Source organism: Bordetella genomosp. 13, from assembly GCF_002119665.1.
GTDB lineage: Bacteria > Pseudomonadota > Gammaproteobacteria > Burkholderiales > Burkholderiaceae_B > Bordetella.
On sequence record NZ_CP021111.1, the window covers coordinates 4,484,620 to 4,503,839 of the forward strand.

The 19,220-nt window shown below is 67.8% G+C and carries 21 protein-coding genes; 12 read left to right on the forward strand and 9 right to left on the reverse strand.

The window, feature by feature from the left end; translation table 11 throughout:
* Positions 1–32 precede the first annotated feature (32 nt).
* Both CAL15_RS20185 and CAL15_RS20190 read right to left on the reverse strand, forming a co-directional pair.
* A complete protein-coding gene (locus CAL15_RS20185; protein ID WP_086080116.1) occupies positions 33–719 on the reverse strand; it encodes a response regulator in 687 nt (228 codons plus the stop codon).
* A complete protein-coding gene (locus CAL15_RS20190) occupies positions 700–1,272 on the reverse strand; it encodes an RNA pyrophosphohydrolase (protein ID WP_086080117.1) in 573 nt (190 codons plus the stop codon). Before CAL15_RS20190 ends, CAL15_RS20185 begins: the two co-directional genes overlap by 20 nt.
* A gap of 64 nt (positions 1,273–1,336) precedes the next feature.
* On the opposite strand from CAL15_RS20190, the gene CAL15_RS20195 reads away from it, so the two are divergent.
* From CAL15_RS20195 to ybgF, 8 genes are all read left to right on the forward strand, one after another.
* Positions 1,337–3,067 (forward strand): proline--tRNA ligase, encoded by a 1,731-nt coding sequence (locus CAL15_RS20195; RefSeq protein WP_086080118.1) that lies wholly within the window; start codon positions 1,337–1,339, stop codon positions 3,065–3,067.
* A gap of 57 nt (positions 3,068–3,124) precedes the next feature.
* A complete protein-coding gene (ybgC, locus tag CAL15_RS20200) occupies positions 3,125–3,550 on the forward strand; it encodes a tol-pal system-associated acyl-CoA thioesterase (RefSeq protein WP_086080119.1) in 426 nt (141 codons plus the stop codon).
* A gap of 6 nt (positions 3,551–3,556) precedes the next feature.
* The gene (gene tolQ / locus CAL15_RS20205; protein WP_086080120.1) at positions 3,557–4,237 is read left to right on the forward strand and encodes a protein TolQ; all 681 of its coding nucleotides are present in this window, start codon (positions 3,557–3,559) and stop codon (positions 4,235–4,237) included.
* Positions 4,237–4,695, forward strand: a complete 459-nt coding sequence (gene tolR / locus CAL15_RS20210) for a protein TolR (protein WP_086080121.1) — start codon at positions 4,237–4,239, stop codon at positions 4,693–4,695. The genes tolQ and tolR overlap by 1 nt, the downstream gene beginning before the upstream one ends.
* 37 nt (positions 4,696–4,732) lie before the next feature.
* Positions 4,733–5,905, forward strand: a complete 1,173-nt coding sequence (gene tolA / locus CAL15_RS20215; RefSeq protein WP_086080122.1) for a cell envelope integrity protein TolA — start codon at positions 4,733–4,735, stop codon at positions 5,903–5,905.
* Between the two features lie 16 nt (positions 5,906–5,921).
* The gene (gene tolB / locus CAL15_RS20220; protein WP_086080123.1) at positions 5,922–7,235 is read left to right on the forward strand and encodes a Tol-Pal system beta propeller repeat protein TolB; all 1,314 of its coding nucleotides are present in this window, start codon (positions 5,922–5,924) and stop codon (positions 7,233–7,235) included.
* A 31-nt stretch (positions 7,236–7,266) separates the two neighbouring features.
* A complete protein-coding gene (gene pal, locus CAL15_RS20225) occupies positions 7,267–7,779 on the forward strand; it encodes a peptidoglycan-associated lipoprotein Pal (RefSeq protein WP_086080124.1) in 513 nt (170 codons plus the stop codon).
* Between the two features lie 94 nt (positions 7,780–7,873).
* Positions 7,874–8,581: a tol-pal system protein YbgF gene (ybgF, locus tag CAL15_RS20230; protein ID WP_086080125.1), complete on the forward strand. Its 708-nt coding sequence runs from the start codon at positions 7,874–7,876 to the stop codon at positions 8,579–8,581.
* Between the two features lie 119 nt (positions 8,582–8,700).
* Here ybgF and CAL15_RS20235 read toward each other — a convergent pair whose 3' ends face one another.
* Complete coding sequence (locus CAL15_RS20235) at positions 8,701–9,609, reverse strand: DMT family transporter (RefSeq protein WP_086080126.1); 909 nt, start codon at positions 9,607–9,609, stop codon at positions 8,701–8,703.
* An 8-nt stretch (positions 9,610–9,617) separates the two neighbouring features.
* A complete protein-coding gene (locus tag CAL15_RS20240) occupies positions 9,618–10,115 on the reverse strand; it encodes a YbaK/EbsC family protein (RefSeq protein WP_086080127.1) in 498 nt (165 codons plus the stop codon).
* A gap of 127 nt (positions 10,116–10,242) precedes the next feature.
* Here CAL15_RS20240 and CAL15_RS20245 point away from each other — a divergent pair, with 127 nt between their 5' ends.
* Both CAL15_RS20245 and CAL15_RS20250 read left to right on the forward strand, forming a co-directional pair.
* The gene (locus CAL15_RS20245; RefSeq protein WP_086080128.1) at positions 10,243–11,049 is read left to right on the forward strand and encodes an alpha/beta fold hydrolase; all 807 of its coding nucleotides are present in this window, start codon (positions 10,243–10,245) and stop codon (positions 11,047–11,049) included.
* A gap of 119 nt (positions 11,050–11,168) precedes the next feature.
* On the forward strand, positions 11,169–11,735 hold the full coding sequence (locus tag CAL15_RS20250; protein ID WP_086080129.1) for an MgtC/SapB family protein: 567 nt from the start codon (positions 11,169–11,171) through the stop codon (positions 11,733–11,735).
* A gap of 47 nt (positions 11,736–11,782) precedes the next feature.
* Here CAL15_RS20250 and fusA read toward each other — a convergent pair whose 3' ends face one another.
* From fusA to CAL15_RS20270, 4 genes are all read right to left on the reverse strand, one after another.
* Positions 11,783–13,891: an elongation factor G gene (gene fusA / locus CAL15_RS20255; RefSeq protein ID WP_086080130.1), complete on the reverse strand. Its 2,109-nt coding sequence runs from the start codon at positions 13,889–13,891 to the stop codon at positions 11,783–11,785.
* 195 nt (positions 13,892–14,086) lie between these two features.
* Positions 14,087–14,548: a universal stress protein gene (locus tag CAL15_RS20260; protein WP_086080131.1), complete on the reverse strand. Its 462-nt coding sequence runs from the start codon at positions 14,546–14,548 to the stop codon at positions 14,087–14,089.
* Between the two features lie 88 nt (positions 14,549–14,636).
* The gene (locus tag CAL15_RS20265; protein WP_086080132.1) at positions 14,637–14,981 is read right to left on the reverse strand and encodes a TIGR01244 family sulfur transferase; all 345 of its coding nucleotides are present in this window, start codon (positions 14,979–14,981) and stop codon (positions 14,637–14,639) included.
* A 78-nt stretch (positions 14,982–15,059) separates the two neighbouring features.
* Positions 15,060–16,472 (reverse strand): aminotransferase-like domain-containing protein, encoded by a 1,413-nt coding sequence (locus CAL15_RS20270; RefSeq protein ID WP_086080133.1) that lies wholly within the window; start codon positions 16,470–16,472, stop codon positions 15,060–15,062.
* A gap of 171 nt (positions 16,473–16,643) precedes the next feature.
* Between CAL15_RS20270 and CAL15_RS20275 the strand changes: the two genes are divergently transcribed.
* Positions 16,644–17,555, forward strand: coding sequence for a DMT family transporter (locus CAL15_RS20275; protein WP_086080134.1), 912 nt, complete (start codon positions 16,644–16,646; stop codon positions 17,553–17,555).
* Entirely contained in the window at positions 17,552–18,205 is a 654-nt protein-coding gene (locus tag CAL15_RS20280) for a LysE family translocator (RefSeq protein WP_086080135.1), read from the forward strand. The genes CAL15_RS20275 and CAL15_RS20280 overlap by 4 nt, the downstream gene beginning before the upstream one ends.
* A 28-nt stretch (positions 18,206–18,233) precedes the next feature.
* Here CAL15_RS20280 and CAL15_RS20285 read toward each other — a convergent pair whose 3' ends face one another.
* On the reverse strand, positions 18,234–19,208 hold the full coding sequence (locus CAL15_RS20285) for a tripartite tricarboxylate transporter substrate binding protein (protein ID WP_086080136.1): 975 nt from the start codon (positions 19,206–19,208) through the stop codon (positions 18,234–18,236).
* Between the last annotated feature and the right edge of the window lie 12 nt (positions 19,209–19,220).

Genomic DNA, 19,220 nt, shown 5'->3' on the forward strand with positions numbered 1-19,220 from the left:
GGGCAGCCACGGCCGCCAGGCCTTGAAGAGACTCACGATTCGGACGGTTCGCGGGCGACGCTTTCGAGCATGTAGCCCAGGCCGCGCACGGTGACGATGCGCACGTCGCTGCCGGCGAGCTTCTTGCGCAGCCTGTGCAGCACGACCTCGATGGCGTCGAGGTTGGCCTCGCTATCCTGCGTGAACACCTTGCCGAACAGGTGCGTCTTGTCGACCGGATAGCCGCTGCGGCTGAGCAGCGCGGCCAGCGCGGCGTGCTCGCGCGGCGTGAGAAACAACAGCGTGCCGTCGAGCGTGAAGGCGCGGCTTTCGCTATCGTAGGACAGCGAGCCGCACTGCAGGCGCGGTTGCTGCCGCCCCCGGCTGCGCCGCACCAGCGCGGTGATGCGCGCCTCGAGTTCCTCGAGCGCGAACGGCTTGGTGAGAAAGTCGTCGGCGCCCAGGTTCAGGCCGCGCACGCGGTCTTGCAGGCCGCCTTGCGCGGTAAGCAGCAGCACCGGCGTGCGATCGTCGCGATTGCGCATTTCGCGCAGCAGCGCCAGGCCGTGCTTGTCGGGAAGGCGCAGGTCGAGCACGATGATGTCGTACTCGTTGCTGTCCATCAGGGCTTCGGCAGTGCGCGCATCGGGCGCGTGTTCGGGCAGGAACCCGCTTTGGGTGAGAGCGCGAACCAGCCACGAGGCCATGTCGCGCTCGTCTTCAACCAGCAATATGCGCATGGCCGTCGGCTTCGGCGGAAGGAAGGTCGGGAGTACGCGGGCCGTGCACGCGCTGGCGTAGATAGCGGGTTTCGTGGTGGCGCCGGAACAGGATGGAGGACAGCTCGTTCAGCGCCTGCGTGTAGACTTCGCGCTTGAACTCGATGACCGCATCGAGCGGCACCCAGTATTGGCTCCAGCGCCAGGCGTCGAATTCCGGATGCTGCGTGGCGCGCAGGCAGACGTCGCAATCGCGGCCTACCATGCGCAGCAGGAACCAGATCTGCTTTTGTCCTTTATAGTGGCCGCGCCACTCGCGCCGGACAAAATGGTCCGGCACATTGTAACGCAGCCAATCACGTGTACGTCCCAGAATGCGCACATGCTCGGGCTTGAGACCCACCTCTTCATGGAGTTCGCGGTACATGGCCTGCACCGGGCTTTCCCCGTGCTTGATGCCACCCTGCGGGAATTGCCAGGCGTGTTCCCGGATTCGCTTGCCCCAGAAGACCTCGTTTTTGCCGTTGACGAGAATGATGCCGACATTGGGACGGTAGCCTTCGCGGTCAAGCATGGGCCACCCCCACCGAATTCAATACAATTACGGTCGATTATACGTACTGGTACCCACTGCATCCATGCGCGCTTCCCACTACCATCTGAACACCCTGAAAGAAGCCCCCGCCGAGGCCGAGGTCGTCAGCCACCAGCTGATGACGCGCGCCGGGATGATCCGCAAGCTGGCCGGGGGCATCTATAGCTACATGCCCACGGGCCTGCGCGTCATCCGCAAAATCGAGGCCATCGTGCGCGAAGAGATGAACGCCGCCGGCGCGCTGGAACTGCTGATGCCGGTGGTCCAGCCGGCCGAGCTGTGGCAGGAATCGGGCCGCTGGCAGCAGTACGGCCCCGAGCTGCTGCGCATCAAGGACCGCCACGATCGCGACTTCGTGCTGCAGCCCACGTCGGAAGAAGTCATCACCGACATCGCGCGCAACGAGATCCACAGCTACCGCCAGCTGCCGGTGAACTTCTATCACATACAGACCAAGTTCCGCGACGAGCGCCGTCCGCGCTTCGGCCTGATGCGCGGGCGCGAGTTCACCATGAAGGACGCCTATTCGTTCGACCGGGACGAAGCCGGCGCGCAGAAAAGCTACGACATCATGTTCGACGCCTACCTGCGCATCTTCAAGCGCCTGGGCCTCGAGTTCCGCGCCGTGGCGGCCGATACCGGCTCCATCGGCGGCACGCGCAGCCACGAATTCCAGGTGATCGCGGACACCGGCGAGGATCTCATCGCCTACAACCCCGAATCCTCGTACGCGGCCAACATCGAGCTGGCCGAAGCGGCGTCGCTGCTGGCCGAACGCGCCGCGCCGGCCGAGCCGATGCAGGAAGTGCCCACCCCCGGCGCCGCCAAGTGCGAAGACGTGGCCAAGCTGCTGAACCTGCCGCTGGCCCGCACCATCAAGTCCATCGTGCTGGCCACCGAGGCCGACGGCGAACCCGTGCAGATCTGGCTGCTGCTGCTGCGCGGCGACCACGAGATGAACGAGATCAAGGTCGGCAAGCTCGAAGGACTGAAGGATTACCGCTTCGCCACCGAGGCCGAGATCGTCGAGCACTTCGGCTGCCAGCCGGGCTACCTGGGCCCGGTCAAGACGGCCCGCCCGGTTCGCGTGGTGGCCGACCGTACGGTCGCCAACATGGCCGACTTCGTGTGCGGCGCCAACCGTGAAGACTTCCACATACAAGGCGTGAACTGGGGCCGCGACCTGCCCGAGCCCGAACTCGTCGCGGACCTGCGCAACGTGGTCGAGGGCGACCCGGCGCCGGACGGCAAGGGCACCCTGGCCATCCAGCGCGGCATCGAGGTCGGCCACGTCTTCTACCTGGGCACCAAGTATTCCGAGGCCCTGAAGGCAACCTTCCTGGACGACAACGGCAAGCCCGCCGTTCTGCAGATGGGCTGCTACGGCATCGGCATCACGCGCATCGCGGGCGCCGCCATCGAGCAGAACCACGACGAGCGCGGCATCATCTGGCCGCGCGCCATCGCCCCGTTCGAGGTGGTGATCTGCCCGGTGGGCTGGGGCAAGAGTGAAACTGTCCGTGACACGGCCACCCGCCTGTACGAAGACTTGCGGGCACGCGGCGTAGACGTCATCCTGGACGACCGCGATGCGCGGCCGGGCGTGATGTTCGCCGAATGGGAACTCATCGGCGTGCCGCTGCGCGTAACAGTTGGAGAGCGCGGACTGAAGGAAGGCGTGGTCGAATTGCAGGCTCGTCGGGACAGCGAAGCCAGCCGCATCCCCGCCGAGGCGGCGTTGGAACAGACGCTCGCCCGGCTGGACTCGCTGTAATATCGCGCCTCGGCGCTCGACGCCAGCGCCCGCAATGCCAGTACGCCTATCGTTATCGTGATCGAACCGACGTCAGCCGACGAATTCCTGCTGCGCGTCCGCGTCTACTATGAAGACACGGACGCCGCGGGAATCGTCTTCTATGCGAACTACCTGAAGTTCTTCGAGCGCGCGCGCACCGAATGGCTGCGCAGCCTGGGCTTCAATCAATCCGAACTGGTGGGCCAGCAAGGGCGGGCGTTCGTCGTGCATTCGCTCGACATGAACTACCGCAAGCCGGCGCGGCTGGACGACCTGCTTACCATCCGCAGCCGGATCACCCGGCTTGGCCGCGCTTCGATACACTTCGCGCAGCGCGCCGAGCGCGACGGGGAACTGCTTGCCGAGGGCAGCATCCAAGTCTGCTGCGTAGACACGACTCAGTTGCGGCCAGCCGAGCTGCCCGCCAGCGTCCATAACACACTGAAATCCATCCAGGGATAGATATCCATGCAACCCTCGACCGACATGTCGTTGATCTCGCTGATCTCGCACGCCAGCCTGCCCGTCCAGCTGATCATGCTGATGCTGCTGGTGATCTCGATCATGTCCTGGACCTATATCTTCGCCAAGCGCCTGGCCATCCGCCGCGCGCATCGCCAGACGCTGCGCTTCGAGGACGACTTCTGGTCGGGCGGCGACCTGTCCGTGCTGCAGCAGGCCGTGGCCAGCCGTCGCGACGAACAGGGCGCGCTGGCCCGCATCTTCGATGCCGGCATGACCGAGTTCATGAAGACGCGCCGCGGCGGCCCGGTCACCGACGTGAACGCGGCGCTGGACGGCCCGCGCCGCGCCATGCGCGCGGCCTACCAGCGCGAGATGGACTCGCTCGAATCGCACCTGAACTTCCTGGCGTCGGCCGGTTCGGTCAGCCCCTACATCGGGCTGCTGGGCACGGTGTGGGGCATCATGCACGCGTTCATCGGCCTGTCCAACATGCAGCAGGCCACGCTGGCCTCGGTGGCTCCCGGCATCGCCGAGGCGCTGATCGCCACGGCCATCGGCCTGTTCGCCGCCATTCCGGCGGTGGTAGCCTACAACCGCTTCACCAACGACATCGACCGGCTCTCGATCCGTTTCGACAGCTTCGTCGATGAATTCCTGAATATTCTGCAACGCCAGGTGCGCTGATGCCTTCCGTACGCTCGGGCGGCCGCCACGGTCGCCGCATGAAAGCCGACATCAACGTGGTGCCGTACATCGACGTCATGCTGGTGCTGCTGGTGATCTTCATGGTGACGGCCCCGCTGATCACTCCGGGGTTGATCGAACTGCCCTCGGTGGGCCAGGCGGCGCAGGTGCCGGCCAAACCGCTCGAGGTGCAGGTCGGGCCCGACGGCAAGCTCGCGCTGCGCATGCGCGAGCCGGGCGCCACGCCGCAGGACATCAACCGCGCCGAACTGGTGGCGCAGGTGCGCTCACGCATCACCGCCGACACGCCCGTCGTGATCGCGGCCGATGGCAAGGTGCCCTACGAATCCGTGGTGCAGGTGATGGACGAGCTGCGCAACAGCGGCATCACGCGACTCGGCCTGCTGGTGGACCAGGCCGGCTCGGCCGCCCAGCAGAAGCCCGTCCGCCAGCGCTGATGCGCGCTGCATTGGTACCCAGTTCCCCCGCCCGCCCATGACCCCACCCCGCTTCCAACGCAACTCCGGCTCGCAGGACGGCGCACCGAAGGACAACGCCAAAGGCTTCGGCCTGGCGATCCTGGCGCACCTGCTGCTGGTACTCGCCCTGGTCCTCGGCCTGGACTGGCCGACCGAGAACCCCGGACCGGTGCAGGTCGAGCTGTGGGCCAAGGGCGACAGCCCCAACGCACCGCCTCCCACGCCGACGCAGCCGCCGCCGGATCCCCAGCCCAAGCCGCCCGAGCCGCAGCCCGAACCCGAGCCCGCGCCGCCTCCGCCGCCCCCTCCCCCGCCTCCTCCGGCGCCGCCCAAGCCCGAGGTGCGTCCGCCTGAACAGCCCGATCCCGAGATCGCGCTGGAAGAGGCTCGCAAGAAGCGCGAACAGGAAGAGAAAGAGCGCCAGGCGGCCGAAGCCGCCAAGGAAAAGGCCCGCCTCGAGGAAGAGCGCAAGCAGGCCGAGCTGAAAGAGAAGCAGCGCCTGGCCGCCGAGAAGGCCGCCGCGGAAAAGGCTGCCGCCGAGAAGGCGGCGGCAGAGAAAGCGGCGGCTGAAAAGGTGGCAGCGGAGAAGGCTGCGGCGGAAAAGGCCGCGGCGCAGAAGGCGGCCGCGGAAAAGGCAGCGGCCGAGAAAGCCGCCGCCGAGAAGGCTGCTGCCGAAAAGGCAGCGGCCGAGAAGCTGGCCGCCGAGAAGAAGGCCAAGGAAGAGTCCGCCAAGAAGGCCGCCGCCGAAAAGGCCGCGGCAGAGAAGGCGGCCGCCGAGAAGAAGGCCAAGGAAGAGGCTGCCAAGAAGGCTGCCGCCGACCAGGCTCTGCGTGACGCGTTCCGCAACGACGCCATGGGCGCCGCCGGCCTGCCCAGCGGCACGGCCGACCGCAACCAGGCGGGCGGCGGCCGCGATACCGGCTATGGCGCGAAGGTGCGCGCATGCGTGCAGCCCGGCGTGTCGTTCCCCACTCCCCCCCGCAGCGGATCGTCCAATCCGACCGCTGAATACCGGGTACAGTTGAGTTCCAGCGGGAACGTAACAGGCGTCAGGCTGCTGCGCTCGTCCGGAATCGGTGGCTTCGACCGCGCGGTCGAAAGCGGCATCCGGCGTTGCAACCCCTTCCCGAAGCCAGACAGGGGCTCCTACGAGTCCGTTATCGATATCGAATACCGAATGTATGACTGACAGGAGATTGCCGACCATGACATCCGCCTTCCGCATCCCCTTGGCAGGGATCCTGCGTAAGCATGGCCTTGCGCTGATCATGCTGCTGGCCGCGCTGCTGGCCTGGCACCCTGCCCGCGCCCAACTGCGCGTGGACATCTCCGGCACGGGCGCCACGCAGTACCCGGTAGCCATCGCCGACTTCGCTGTCGATGACGTGCGCGGCCGCGCGCTGGCCGACGTGATCCGCGCCGACCTGACCCGCACCGGCCAGTTCCGCCTGGTCAACGCGTCGGGCGCCGGCCTGAACGTCGACAGCGCCATCGCGCATGACGACTGGCGCGGCCGCGGCGCCGACTTCCTGGCCTACGGCAGCATCACGCGCGGCGCCGACGGACGCTACGACATCCGCTATCGACTGGCCGACACGATCCAGAAGAACCAGCTGGACGGCGTGGCGTTCTCGGGCACCGAGCAGGAACTGCGCCGCGTCGCGCACCAGATCGCCGATCGCATCTACGAAAAGATCACTGGTGTGCGTGGCGTTTTCTCCACACGCATTGCCTATGTACTGAAACAAGGTAATACCTATGAGTTGCAAGTTGCAGATGCTGACGGCCAGAACCCGCAAGTAGCCCTGCGCTCGCGCGAACCCATCATCTCGCCGACCTGGTCGCCCGATGGTTCGCGCCTTGCCTACGTCAGCTTCCATACCGGCAAGCCGGTGGTGTATGTGCAGAACCTCGCCACCAGCGCCCAATCGCCCGTGGCCAACTTCAAGGGCAACAACAGCGCTCCGGCATGGTCGCCCGATGGTTCGCAACTGGCGGTGGCGCTGACCCGCGACGGCCTGTCGCAGATCTATGTGGTCAGTGCGGCCGGCGGCTCCAACATGCGCCGCGTCACGCGTTCGCCCGGCATCGATACCGAACCGGTGTTCACGCCCGACGGCCGCTCCATCATCTTCACCAGCGACCGCAGCGGCGGTCCGCAGATTTACCAGACCAGCCTCGATGGCGGCGACGCGCGCCGCCTGACGCTAAATGGTAGTTACAACATCTCACCCCGAATTTCCCCCGATGGATCGACGCTGCTGTACGTTGCAAGACGAGATGGCGCGTTTCGTATCGCCTCGTTGAACCTGTCCTCAGGCGCCGAAAACTTGCTGACTGATGGTCAAGACGATCAGTCTCCAAGCTTCGCTCCGAATGGTATGCAGGTGCTTTACGCTACTGTCCAAGGTGGACGCAGCGTATTGGCTGGAGTATCGAGCGATGGCCGCGTGCGGCAGACACTGTCTGTCCTGAACGGGGAAATACGTGAACCGACGTGGGGCCCATTTACCCGATAACACGTGTGACTCTCTTTACAAAGGAACTATCATGAAGTCGCGCATTGCCAAGAGCCTTACCATTGCCGCAATGGCTGCCGTTCTGGCGGCTTGCAGCTCCGTCCCTCTCGACGATACGGCCGGTCAAGGAACTGGCACCGGCCAGGGTGGCACGACCGGCGGCACCGCCGGCGGCCAGATCCTGGATCCCTTCAACCCTCAAAGCATTCTGGCGCAACAGCGCTCGGTCTACTTTGATTTCGACAGCTATACCGTGTCGGACCAGTATCGTGGCCTGGTCGAAACCCACGCCCGCTACCTGGCTTCCAACCAGCAGCAACGCATCCGCATCGAAGGCAACACCGACGAACGCGGCGGCGCCGAGTACAACCTCGCCCTGGGCCAGCGTCGCGCCGACGCCGTCCGTCGCATGATGACCCTGCTGGGCGTCAGCGACAGCCAGATCGAGACCATCAGCTTCGGCAAGGAAAAGCCGAAGGCTACCGGTACCTCGGAAGCCGACTATGCGGAAAACCGCCGCGCCGATATCGCTTATCAGCGCTAAGCAGTACCATCACGTTTAAAGTGCCCCACCACTTCTGCGTCGGGACGGTCGGCCGACCGTCCCGACGTTTGTCTTTTGACTCCCTGGAAATTCCATGCGAGACCGAGTTCCTACCTTGCGCTACCTCGCCATCGCCGCGAGCCTTGCCCTGACCGCCATGGCGGCGCCCGCCAGCGCTTTCGCCGATGACGAAGCGCGCCGGGCCATTCTCGACCTGCGCCAGCAGGTCCAGCAGCAGAACGAACAGAACATGCGGGCGCGGCTGCAGTTGGCCGACCAGATCCAGTCGCTGCAGCAGGAGATCGCCCAGTTGCGCAATCAGCTGGAACTGGTGTCGCGGCAGCAAACCTCCACCACGCAGCAGGGCAAGGCAGGCCAGCAGCAGAACAACCATCCCGGCAACCCGCCCGGGGTGTCCGCCGCCGACGCGCAGGAACAGGCCGCCTACGACGGCGCGATCGACCTGTTCCGCAAGGCGCAGTACAAGGAAGCGGCCGAATCCTTCGCGGCCTTCACGGCCCTGTACCCGAACAGTGCGCTGGCTCCCTCCGCGCAGTTCTACCTGGGCAGCAGCCGCTATGCGGTGAAGGACTTCAAGGGCGCCATCGAGCAGTTGAACCTGCTGGTGCAGAACGCCCCCAACGATGCGCGGGCCCCGGATGCGCTGCTGGTGATCGCGGGCAGCCAGATCGAACTGAACAACCGCGCGGGTGCCAAGGCCACGCTGCAGCGCATCGTGTCGGAATATCCCTCCACGCCGGCTGCCAGCACGGCCAAGAGCCGCCTGCAGCTGCTGCAGTAATCCCGATATCGCACCACGGCAAGCGCGCCGCCATGCGGCGCCGGCCATACCCAGGACAAGCCGGCCGCGTGCCGGCTTTTCGTTTATCGCGACGTTATGGCGCCGTGTCGCCGCGCCCGTCAGGCGGTGCCGGCCGCCAACATCAGCAGTACTACCCCGACCAGGATCAGCGCGATGCCGGACAGCTCGCGGCGGCTGGGCGCCTGCGAGAACAGCCGGTGCGACAGCGCCTGCGCGAACAGTACCTCGACCAGACCCAGCGTGCGCACGTTGGCGGCCGAGGTCAGCGCGAAACCGATGAACCAGGCCTGCGACGCGGTCGCGCCCAGCAGTCCGCCCCAGATCGAGGCGCGCCACGCCGCCGCGCAGGCGCGCAGCAGCGCGCGATCGAACAGCGCCATCCAGCCCAGCAGAATCAACACCTGGATGCCCAGCGACCAGCACAGCGTCCAGGTCGCCTGCACCGCGAACATGCCGCCGTCGAGTTCGAGGATGGCGCCGCGGAAGCACACCGACGACAGCGCGAAGCCGCCGCCCGACAACAGCCCCAACAGCGCGGGCCGCCAGTTGGACGCCTGCGTCGCGCCCACGGGACGGCCGGACATCAGCACCACGCCCAACGTGGCCAGCACCACTGCCAGCATGCCGACGGGCGACAGCGGATCACCCAGCACGGCAAAGCCGAACACGGCCACCTGCACCGGCTCGGTCTTGGTCCAGGCCGTGACCACCACGAAGGACCGTTCGCGCATGGCCGCCAGCATCAGGGCGGTGGCGGCGATCTGCAGCAACGCGCCCGCGACCACGAACGCCAGGAACGGCGCGTTGATGGAGGGGGGCACCTCGCCCGCCAGCAGGCACATGGCCAGCAGGTACAGCAAGGCGAACGGAAAGCCGAACAGGAAGCGGACCTGCGTGGCCCCCAGGGTGCCCAGCGTGGCGGTCAGGCCGCGCTGCACGGCATTGCGGCCCGCCTGCGCGGCGGCAGCGACCAGCGTCGCGGGAATCCAGAGCCAGGTGTAGTCCATGCGCGCCCTTACGCGCGCAGCGCGACGTCGGCAACGGGCGCGCCCGTCATTGCAGCCAGCTGCCGCGGCGTCAGATTGAACACGGCATGCGGATGGCCGGCTGCCGCCCACAGGCTGTCGTATTGGAACAGGTCCTGGTCCAGCAGCATGACCGGGGGCACCACGTGGCCGATGGGGCAGACGCCTCCGATGGCGTAGCCCGTGGCCGCGCGCACGAACCTGGCATCCGCCTTGGCCAGCGCGCCGACCTGCGCCGCCACCTTGGCCTCGTCGACGCGGTTGATGCCGCTGGCGACCACCAGCACGGGCGCGTCGTCGGCGGCGCGGCGGAAGATGATGGACTTGGCGATCTGGGCCACCTGGCAGCCCAGGCCGGCGGCGGCCTCGGCGGAGGTCTTGCCGGTGTCGGGCAGCATCACCACGGGCCTGTCGTGCCCCAGCTGCTGCAACAGCGACGCCACGCGTCGGGCGGATTCGGGCAAGGAGACAGAGGGGTCTGCGGACATGGGGAGATCGGCCTTGAACGAGCGTAGCCGGCGCACGGCGCCGTGGGACAAGGCTATCGAGTGTATCTCAGCCGATGCGCCTCTTCCCCGAGGGTAGAATCTGCGCTTGCCTAGCCCGACAGCCCCCATGCGTACCGCTCCCGAACTGCCCCTGCGCAACGCCGCCCTGCCCGGCGGCGACGTTTCCTATATCGACCACGGCGCCGGCACGCCTATCGTGCTGATCCACGGCTCGCTGTGCGACTGCCGCTACTGGACGCCCCAGATGGCGCAGCTGGGCCGCGGCTGGCGAGTGCTGGCCCTTTCACTGCGACGCTATTGGCCGGAACAGTGGGACGGCATGGGCGCCGGCTTTTCGCTGGCCGAGCACGCCGAACAGGTGCAGGACTTCGTGGAGCGCGTGGCGGGCGGGCCGGCCCATCTGGTGGGCCACTCGCGCGGCGGCCGCATCGCGCTGGAAGCCGCGCTGCATCGGCCCGACCTGGTGCGCACGCTGACACTGGCCGACCCGGGCCTGCCCGTGCCGGGCCAACCGGACCAGCGCGGCGACTTCCGCAGCCAGGCGCTCGAACGCATCCAGGCCGGCGCGGTGGACGAGGGCCTGGCGCTGTTCATCGACGCGGTCACGGGCCCCGACACCTGGCGGCGCATGGTGCCGTGGTTCAAGGACATGGTGCGCGACAACGCCGCGACGCTGCTGGGCCAGGCGCGCGAAACGCCGGCGCCGGTCGACGAAGGCGCGTTGCAGGTCCTGGGGCTGCCCACGCTGCTGATCGGCGGCGCGCTCAGTCCGCAACCCTATCCCGCGGTGCTGGACTGGCTGGAGCGCACCCTGCCCTGCACCGACCGGCAGACCATCGCGGGCTCGTCGCACGGCATGAACCTGGGCAACCCGCGCGCCTTCAACCGGGCCATCGAAGACTTTCTGGCCTGAGTCGCGGCGCTGGCGCCCGCCGCGATATGTCCGTCATGCCTGCCGCGCGGCGCCGGGCTACCGGCCCGCGCGGCCGTGGGGCAGAATAGCCCTTCGACGGATCCAAGGAGAGCGCTCGCATGCAAGGCATCTGGCTGGAAATCTGGACCACACTGCGCACCGAGTTTTCCGACATACCGGACGCCGGCGAGGCGACCCGCATGGTCGTGCGGCTGCTGATGGCCGCGCTGCTGGGCGGCCTGCTGGGCTATGAACGCGAACTCAGCGGCAAGTCGGCGGGCCTGCGCACGCACATGCTGGTTGCGCTGGGCGCCGCGCTGTTCGTCCTGGGACCGCTGCAGGCGGGCATGCACATCAATGACCTCAGCCGCGTGCTGCAGGGCGTGGTGGCGGGGGTGGGTTTCCTGGGCGCGGGCGCCATCCTGAAGCTGGGCGAGGAGCACCGCATCCGCGGCCTGACCACGTCGGCCGGCATCTGGCTGACCGCCGCCATCGGCGTGACGGCGGGCATGGGCCGCGAAACCACGGCGGTGTTCGCCACGCTGCTTGCGCTGTTCGTGCTGCGCGCGCTGCATACCTTGGAAAGGCGCATCGAGTCGCGCAACCACAAAAGCGAACTGGTGCGCCCGGCCGAAGAGCGCGCGGCAGGAACGCGCCGCCGCAGCGTGCAGGACGACGAACGGTAGCCGGCGCGGACATGCGGCGGGCATTGCCGGCCGCATGCCCCCCGCGACTAACGGCCCGCGTGCGCCGCCATGACCTGCTCGGCCACCTGGCGCGGCGCCTCGGCGTAGTGCTTGAACTCCATGGTGTAGGTGGCGCGGCCCTGCGTTAGCGAACGCAGCGAAGTGGAATAGCCGAACATCTCAGCCAGCGGCACTTCGGCGCGCACCAGCTTGCCGCCGCCGCCCGCGATGTCCTCCATGCCCTGCACCATGCCGCGCCGCGACGACAGGTCGCCCATGACCGAGCCGGTGTAGTCCTCGGGCGTCTCGACCTCGACGTGCATCATGGGCTCGAGCAGTACCGGCTTGGCGCGCCGCATGCCTTCCTTGAACGCCATCGAGCCCGCCATGCGGAAGGCGTTCTCGTTCGAGTCCACGTCGTGGTATGAACCGAACACCAGCGTGACCTTGACGTCGACCACCGGATAGCCCGCCAGCACGCCCGCGTTGAGGCTGTCGCGCACGCCGCGTTCCACCGCGGGAATGAACTCGCGCGGCACGACGCCGCCCTTGATGGCGTCCACGAATTCGAAGCCGGCGCCGGGCGTCTGCGGCTCGAGCTTGAGCACGGCATGGCCGTACTGGCCGCGGCCGCCGGATTGCTTGACGAACTTGCCCTCGACGTCGTCGGCGACGGTGCGGATGGTCTCGCGGTAGGCCACCTGCGGCTTGCCCACGCTGGCCTCGACGCCGAATTCCCGCTTCATGCGGTCGACGATGATCTCGAGGTGCAGCTCGCCCATGCCCGAGATGATGGTCTGGCCCGACTCTTCGTCGGTACGCACCCGGAACGACGGATCTTCCTGCGCTAGGCGATTGAGCGCCAGGCTCATTTTCTCCTGGTCGGCCTTGGTCTTGGGTTCGACGGCCTGCGAGATGACGGGCTCGGGGAACACCATGCGTTCCAGGATGATGACCCGCTGCGGGTCGCTGAGCGTGTCGCCCGTGGTGACGTCCTTCAGGCCCACGGCGGCGGCGATGTCGCCCGCATAGACTTCCTGGATCTCGTGCCGCTCGTTCGCATGCATCTGCAGGATGCGGCCGATACGTTCCTTCTTGCCCTTGATGGGGTTGAAGACGGTGTCGCCGGACTTGACCACGCCCGAGTAGACGCGGAAGAACACCAGCTGGCCGACGAAAGGGTCGGTCATGATCTTGAAGGCCAGCGCCGAGAAAGGCTCGGCGTCGGCGGGATGGCGCTCGAGCTCGCCGTCGTGTTCGTCGTGGCCCTTGATGGCGGGCACGTCCGCCGGCGAGGGCAGATAGTCGATGACCGCGTCCAGCATCGCCTGCACGCCCTTGTTCTTGAACGCGCTGCCACAGAGCATCGGCACGATCTCGTTGGCGATGGTGCGCTTGCGCAGCGCCGCCTTGATCTCGGCCTCGGTAAGTTCGACGCCCGACAGGTACTTATCCAGCATCGCCTCGTCGGCCTCGGCGGCCTTCTCGACCAGATGCTCGCGCCACTGGCGGGCGGTCTCCTGCAGCGCCGCGGGCACGTCGCGGTATTCGAAGCGCACGCCCTGGCTGGCGTCGTCCCAGATGATGGCCTTCATCTTCACCAGGTCGATCACGCCTTCGAAGCCGTCCTCCGCGCCCACCGGAATCTGCACGGGAACGGCGTCGCCGCGCAGGCGCTCGGCGATCTGGCGCTGCACGCGGAAGAAATCGGCGCCCACGCGGTCCATCTTGTTGACGAACGCGATGCGCGGCACGCCATACTTGTTGGCCTGGCGCCAGACGGTCTCGGACTGCGGCTGCACGCCCCCGACGGCGTCGTACACCATGCAGGCGCCGTCCAGCACGCGCATGGAGCGCTCGACCTCGATGGTGAAGTCGACGTGTCCGGGCGTGTCGATGATGTTGATGCGATGTTCGGGATAGTCGCCCGCCATGCCGCGCCAGAACGCCGTGGTGGCGGCCGACGTGATGGTGATGCCGCGTTCCTGCTCCTGCTCCATCCAGTCCATGACGGCCGCGCCGTTGTGCACCTCGCCTATCTTGTGCGTGATGCCGGTATAGAAAAGAATGCGCTCGGTCGTGGTGGTCTTGCCCGCGTCGATGTGGGCGCTGATACCGATGTTCCGATATTGTTCGATACGCGTTCTGCGAGTCATGGCGGCCTCTGTGGCTACTAAGGTTGACTCGTCGATATTACGCCTGCGCGCCGGCACGCGGGGATGTGGCGGATAGCACGAAAGGGTGATTGACCCGCGGCCTGCCCGAGAGGCCGGCATAGGGTGGCGGTCGAGACGGGCGGGGAGCCTGGCGCGAGGCCGCGGCGGGCCGCCGGACGGCGGCCCGAGGGAAGACTACTTGTCTTCCTTGACGCGATAGACCAGCACCGCTGTGGACGCCAGCGACAGCACCTTGGCGGTGACGCTGCCCAGTAGCAGGCGCGACAGGCCGCTGCGGCCATGGCTGCCGATGAAGATCAGGTCGCAGCCGTTGTCGGCGGCCGCCTGCACGATGCCGTCGGCGACGTTGAAGTTCGACACGGCGCACTTGCGAGCAGTAATGCCGGCCGTGTCGGCGCGGTCGAGCACGTGCTGCAGGTACTTGTCGGACTGCTCGGCGGCGGCCTTTTCATAGTCCTCGTCGGTAATGGCATACGCGGCCGCCATGCCGTCGAAGCCGATGGTGGCGGCGAACGGTTGGCTGACGTGCAGGGCCACGACCTCGGCGCCGACGGAGCGGGCAAAGCACACGCCCGCATTGGCCGCCTGCGACGACAGCGGAGAGCCGTCGGTGGGGATCAGGATTTTCTTGAACATGATTGGCTCCTGTCTGGGTAGAGGCGTGTCCATGCTACCGGAAAAGCCTGCCAGGCGACATCACACCTGTGACAAACCTTGATGCTGGTCAACCCTGCTGGATGGCGTTGGCATACAGGTTGGTGCAGCGCGTGCCGGTGCGGCAGTAGGCCAGCACGGGGCCGGGCAGCGTGCGCAGCAGTTCGGCGAAGCGGGCGACGTCCTGCATGGTCATGGCGCCGCTGACCACGGGCTGATACTCGACCTGCAGGCCGGCGGCCAGCGCGGCGCGCGAGACGTCCGCGGCCGTGGGCTGGTCGGGCCCGCCTTCGTAATCGGGACGATTGATGATGACGCTCTTGTAGCCGGCGGCGGCCACTTCGGCCATGTCCTCGGGCGCGAGTTGCGGCGCCACGGCGAAGTCGGGGCTCAGGGGGCGGATGGAAGCAGCCATGGGAATTCCTGGATAGCGGTTCGTGGATGATGCGGCGAGGCGACACGCCGCAACGGACATATCTCAAGTATAGGCGCGTCAGGCAGGCTGGACGGCGAGCCGCGGCGGCAGCAGCGCGGCCAGCTCGCGCCACATCGGTGCGCTCTCGACCATGGTGACCGAGAAGCGCAGCATGGTCGACGGCGCCTGGCTCGGCGAGAACAGCGTGCCGGGAGCCAGCAGCATGCCGCGGTCGGCGGCGGCGCGCGCCACCGCCTCGGAATCGCGGCCGCAATCTGCCCACAGGAACATGCCGGCATGCGGTTCGTGCGGAACGGTCAGGCCCAGCTTCAGCAAGCCCTTCAGGCAACGCTCGCGCGCATCGTCCACCCGCGCGCGCACCCGTTCGATGTGACGGCGGTACTGCCCCTCGACCAGCACGCGATGCACCACGCGCTCGCCCAGTTCGCAGGACGTCAGGCCGGCCAGCATCTTGAGGTCGGTAAGCCGCTGCACCACCTGCTCGTCGGCGGCGAGATAACCCACGCGCAGGCTGGCCGCCAGCATCTTGGAAAAACCGCCCACCAGGATGACGCGGCGGAAGCGGTCGAGCTGCGCCAGCTTCATGGCCCCGCCCGGATGCAGTTCGCCGTAGGTGTCGTCCTCGACCACCATGAAGTCGTGGCGCTCGGCCACCCGCAGGATGTCGTAGGCCGCCCCTGCGGACAAGGTATGGCCGGTGGGGTTGTGCACGGCGCTGTTGACGATGAACAGCTTGGGCCGATGCTCGGCGGCGTATTTCTCGAGCAAGGCGATGTCCGGGCCCTGCGGGCCGCGCGGCACGCCGATCACGCGCGCGCCGAACGTGGCCAGCCGGCCGAAGATGAGAAACCAGGCAGGGTCCTCGACCAGTACGGTATCGCCCGGCTGGACCAGATGCCGGGCCACGAGATCCAGTCCGTGCGTGACGCCGCTGGTGGTCAGCAGGTTGCGTTCGGGATGGGCCGGCAGGCCATGCTCTTGCAGCATGGACGCCAATTGCTGGCGCAGCGGCGCATGGCCTTGCGGATGGCCATAGGCCACCAGGTGCCCGCGCACCGAGCGGCCCACCGCGCGCACCGCGCCCGCCACCATTTCGGGATCGAGCCAGTCGGGCGGCAGCAGGCCCGCGCCGCCCGGCATGCCCGATGAGGAGGTATCGCGGAACATGCTGCGCAGCAGCCACGCCACGTCGATGCGGGCGGGGGCCTGCAGGCCGCCCGAGGCGGCGGCGGGGGCCAGCGGTTCGCTGCGGGCGCGCACGAAGAAACCCGCGCCGCGACGCGACTGCACCAGCCCGCGCGCCACCAGGCGATCATAGGCCTCGACCACGGTGAAGCGGCTGACGCCGCTCTGCTCGGCCATCTTGCGGATGGAGGGCAGCCGCGTGCCGGGGCGCAGGCCCTGGTCGTCGATGCGCCGGGCCAGGTCGTCGGCCAACTGCGCCACCAGGGTGGCGTCGGCCTGCCGCACGGGCTGCCACCCCGGCTGCGCGGGGAGCGGGCTTGTAACTGTCATGGAAGTTCCACCAGGCCAGTGTTCATGGTGAATAGGAAAGGTGTACCGGTACTGTACTGCTTACTGTGCGTAGAGTGACAGCAAACGCTACCGCGGGCAAGCCCCCGCCCAACTTGGAATCCACTTATGAATCGCCCTTCCACCCTGCCGCTCGCTCGGGCGCCGGCCGCCACTCCATGGGAGGGCTATGGCTACGGCCTGTTGGGCGTCATCGTGTTCAGCCTGACGCTGCCGATGACGCGCGTGGCCGTGGCCGAGCTGTCGCCGTGGCTCATCGGGCTGGGGCGTGCGCTGGTCGCCGCCATCCCCGCCGCGCTGCTGCTGGCGTTCACGCGCAGCCGCCGCCCCGACCACCGGGAGTGGCCCGGCGTGATCCTGGCCGCCATCGGCATCGTGGCGGGCTGGCCGCTGGCCTCGACACTGGCCATGCAGACTGTGCCGTCCTCGCACGGCGCGGTCTTCAACGGCCTGCTGCCGCTTTCGACCGCCGCCTTCGCGGCGTGGCGCAGCGGCGAAAGTCCGTCGCGCGGCTTCTGGCTGTGGGCGCTGGCGGGCGCCGCGCTGGTGACCGCCTATGCGCTGCGGCAGGGGCACGGCGCGCTGCAGCCCGGCGACCTGTGGCTGCTGCTGGCCGTGCTGCTGGGCGGCTTGGGCTACGCGGAAGGCGCTCGCGCCTCGCGTACGCTGGGCGGGTGGCGCACCATCTGCTGGGCGCTGGTCATCAGCGCGCCGGTGCTGGTGCTGCCGGTGGGCTGGCTGGCGGCCAACTCGCCCATGCCCAGTTCGGCGGCCGCGCTGGCCTTCGCCTACCTGGCATTCGGCTCGATGTTCCTGGGCTTCTTCGCCTGGTATCGCGGGCTGGCCGCGGGTGGCATTGCGCGTGTCGGACAGGTACAGTTGTTGCAGCCCTTCCTGACCGTACTGGCCGCCGCCGCCCTCTTCGGCGAAGCGGTCGAAGCCAGCACCTTTGTCTTCGCCGCCGCGGTCATCGCGATCATCGCGGGTGGGCGGCGCGCACTGGTGGGAGCCCGAGGATGAACGGCCTCGATACCCTGGGCCAGCTGCCGCTGGCTTCGCTGTCCCTGCTCGGTCCGCTGGCGCTGTTCGCGCTGGTGGCGTCTATCACGCCCGGTCCCAACAACGTGATGCTGGCCTCGTCGGGCCTTACCTTCGGCTTTCGCCGCACGTTGCCTCACATGCTGGGCGTGAGCGTGGGTTTCTCGCTGATGCTGGTGCTGGTGGGGCTGGGGCTGGGCGCCGCTTTCCAGCGGGCTCCGGTGTTGTACGAGGTGCTGAAGTACGTGGGCGCGGCGTACCTGCTCTACCTGGCGTGGAAGATCGCCTCGTCGGGTCCGCTGGACAACGGCGAGGTGCGCGGCAAGCCGTTCACCTTCATCCAGGCCGCGCTGTTCCAGTGGGTCAATCCCAAGGCATGGGTGATGGCGGTGGGCGTGATCGCGACCTATACGCCGCAAACGGGATTCTTCGGCAACCTGATGATCGCCGCGGCCGTGTGCTGGGCGGTCAACCTGCCCAGCATCGGCATATGGGTGCTCTGCGGCAGCGCGCTGCGCCGCTGGCTGCACCGGCCCGCGGCGATACGCGCATTCAACGTGACCATGGCGGTGTTGCTGGTGGCTTCGTTGTATCCCGTGGCGCTGGAGCTGGCGCAGCGCGTGGCCGGCTGAAGGCCTCCCCGCGCCGCGCCGCGGGGCGCTATTCCACCTTGCCGATCTTGCGTACCGCGTCGGCCAGCGAGGCCGAGTCCTTGCGCCAGTACGCGTCGAAAGCGGGCGCATCCAGGTATTGCACCGGACTGCCGGTGCCCGCGATCAGCGCCTTGACCTTCGCGTCGTTCGCCACCTCGTCCACGGCCTGGCGCAGTTTGTCCAGCACGGGCTGCGGCGTGCCCGCCAGCGCGAAGACGCCCGACCATTGCACGAAGGTCGCGTCATAGCCCTGCGACTTCAGCGTGGGCACGCTGGGCATGCTTTCCAGCGGCGCATCCCCCCAGTGCGCCAGCGCCTTCACGCGGCCGGCCTGCACCAGTTGGGCCACTGAAGAGGGGCCTGTGGCCAGCGCGTCGACCTGCCCGCCCAGCAGTGCCTGCACGGCGGGTCCCGCGCCGGTGAACGGCACGTGCAGCATGCGGATGCCGGCGGCGTTCTGCAGCATCGCCATGGGCACGTGCATGGTGCCGTAGATGCCGGAGCTGCCGTAGCTGATGCGGCCGGGCTGCTTCTTCACCGCCGCCACGAAGTCCTGCACGGTGTTCCATGGCTGGTCGGCGCGCACCACCAGCACGGTCGGATCGGCGGTGATGCGCGCGATGGGCACGAACTGGTCCAGCTGGTAGGCGGGCTTGCGGTTCAGCACCCGGTCGGCCTCGGGCAGGATGGAGATGGACGACAGGCTGAGCAATATGGTGTAGCCGTCGGGCTGGGCGCGGGATACCTGCCCGATGCCGAGGGCTCCGCCGGCGCCGCCCTTATTCTCGATGACCACGGGCTGGCCGAGTTTGTCGCCCAGGGCCTGGGCCAGGGGCCGCGCGATGGTGTCGGCCACGCCGCCTGGCGGAAAGGGCACGACCATGGTGATGGGCCGTTCGGGATAGCCTGCCGCCAGGGCCTGGAAAGTGCCCAGGCACAACGCGGCGGCGGCCGCCGCTAGACACAGCGTACGCATTTTCATGTCTCCTCCGAT

Coding starts and splice junctions, on each gene's coding strand:
- pal (WP_086080124.1), top strand. CDS start 7,267: ATGAAGTCGCGCATTGCCAAGAGCCTTACCATTGCCGCAATGGCTGCC.
- CAL15_RS20250 (WP_086080129.1), top strand. CDS start 11,169: ATGCAAGGCATCTGGCTGGAAATCTGGACCACACTGCGCACCGAGTTT.
- tolQ (WP_086080120.1), top strand. CDS start 3,557: ATGCAACCCTCGACCGACATGTCGTTGATCTCGCTGATCTCGCACGCC.
- CAL15_RS20265 (WP_086080132.1), bottom strand. CDS start 14,981: ATGGCTGCTTCCATCCGCCCCCTGAGCCCCGACTTCGCCGTGGCGCCG.
- CAL15_RS20190 (WP_086080117.1), bottom strand. CDS start 1,272: ATGCTTGACCGCGAAGGCTACCGTCCCAATGTCGGCATCATTCTCGTC.
- CAL15_RS20235 (WP_086080126.1), bottom strand. CDS start 9,609: ATGGACTACACCTGGCTCTGGATTCCCGCGACGCTGGTCGCTGCCGCC.
- CAL15_RS20260 (WP_086080131.1), bottom strand. CDS start 14,548: ATGTTCAAGAAAATCCTGATCCCCACCGACGGCTCTCCGCTGTCGTCG.
- fusA (WP_086080130.1), bottom strand. CDS start 13,891: ATGACTCGCAGAACGCGTATCGAACAATATCGGAACATCGGTATCAGC.
- tolA (WP_086080122.1), top strand. CDS start 4,733: ATGACCCCACCCCGCTTCCAACGCAACTCCGGCTCGCAGGACGGCGCA.
- tolB (WP_086080123.1), top strand. CDS start 5,922: ATGACATCCGCCTTCCGCATCCCCTTGGCAGGGATCCTGCGTAAGCAT.
- tolR (WP_086080121.1), top strand. CDS start 4,237: ATGCCTTCCGTACGCTCGGGCGGCCGCCACGGTCGCCGCATGAAAGCC.
- CAL15_RS20280 (WP_086080135.1), top strand. CDS start 17,552: ATGAACGGCCTCGATACCCTGGGCCAGCTGCCGCTGGCTTCGCTGTCC.
- CAL15_RS20195 (WP_086080118.1), top strand. CDS start 1,337: ATGCGCGCTTCCCACTACCATCTGAACACCCTGAAAGAAGCCCCCGCC.
- CAL15_RS20240 (WP_086080127.1), bottom strand. CDS start 10,115: ATGTCCGCAGACCCCTCTGTCTCCTTGCCCGAATCCGCCCGACGCGTG.
- ybgF (WP_086080125.1), top strand. CDS start 7,874: ATGCGAGACCGAGTTCCTACCTTGCGCTACCTCGCCATCGCCGCGAGC.
- CAL15_RS20185 (WP_086080116.1), bottom strand. CDS start 719: ATGCGCATATTGCTGGTTGAAGACGAGCGCGACATGGCCTCGTGGCTG.
- CAL15_RS20245 (WP_086080128.1), top strand. CDS start 10,243: ATGCGTACCGCTCCCGAACTGCCCCTGCGCAACGCCGCCCTGCCCGGC.
- CAL15_RS20275 (WP_086080134.1), top strand. CDS start 16,644: ATGAATCGCCCTTCCACCCTGCCGCTCGCTCGGGCGCCGGCCGCCACT.
- CAL15_RS20285 (WP_086080136.1), bottom strand. CDS start 19,208: ATGAAAATGCGTACGCTGTGTCTAGCGGCGGCCGCCGCCGCGTTGTGC.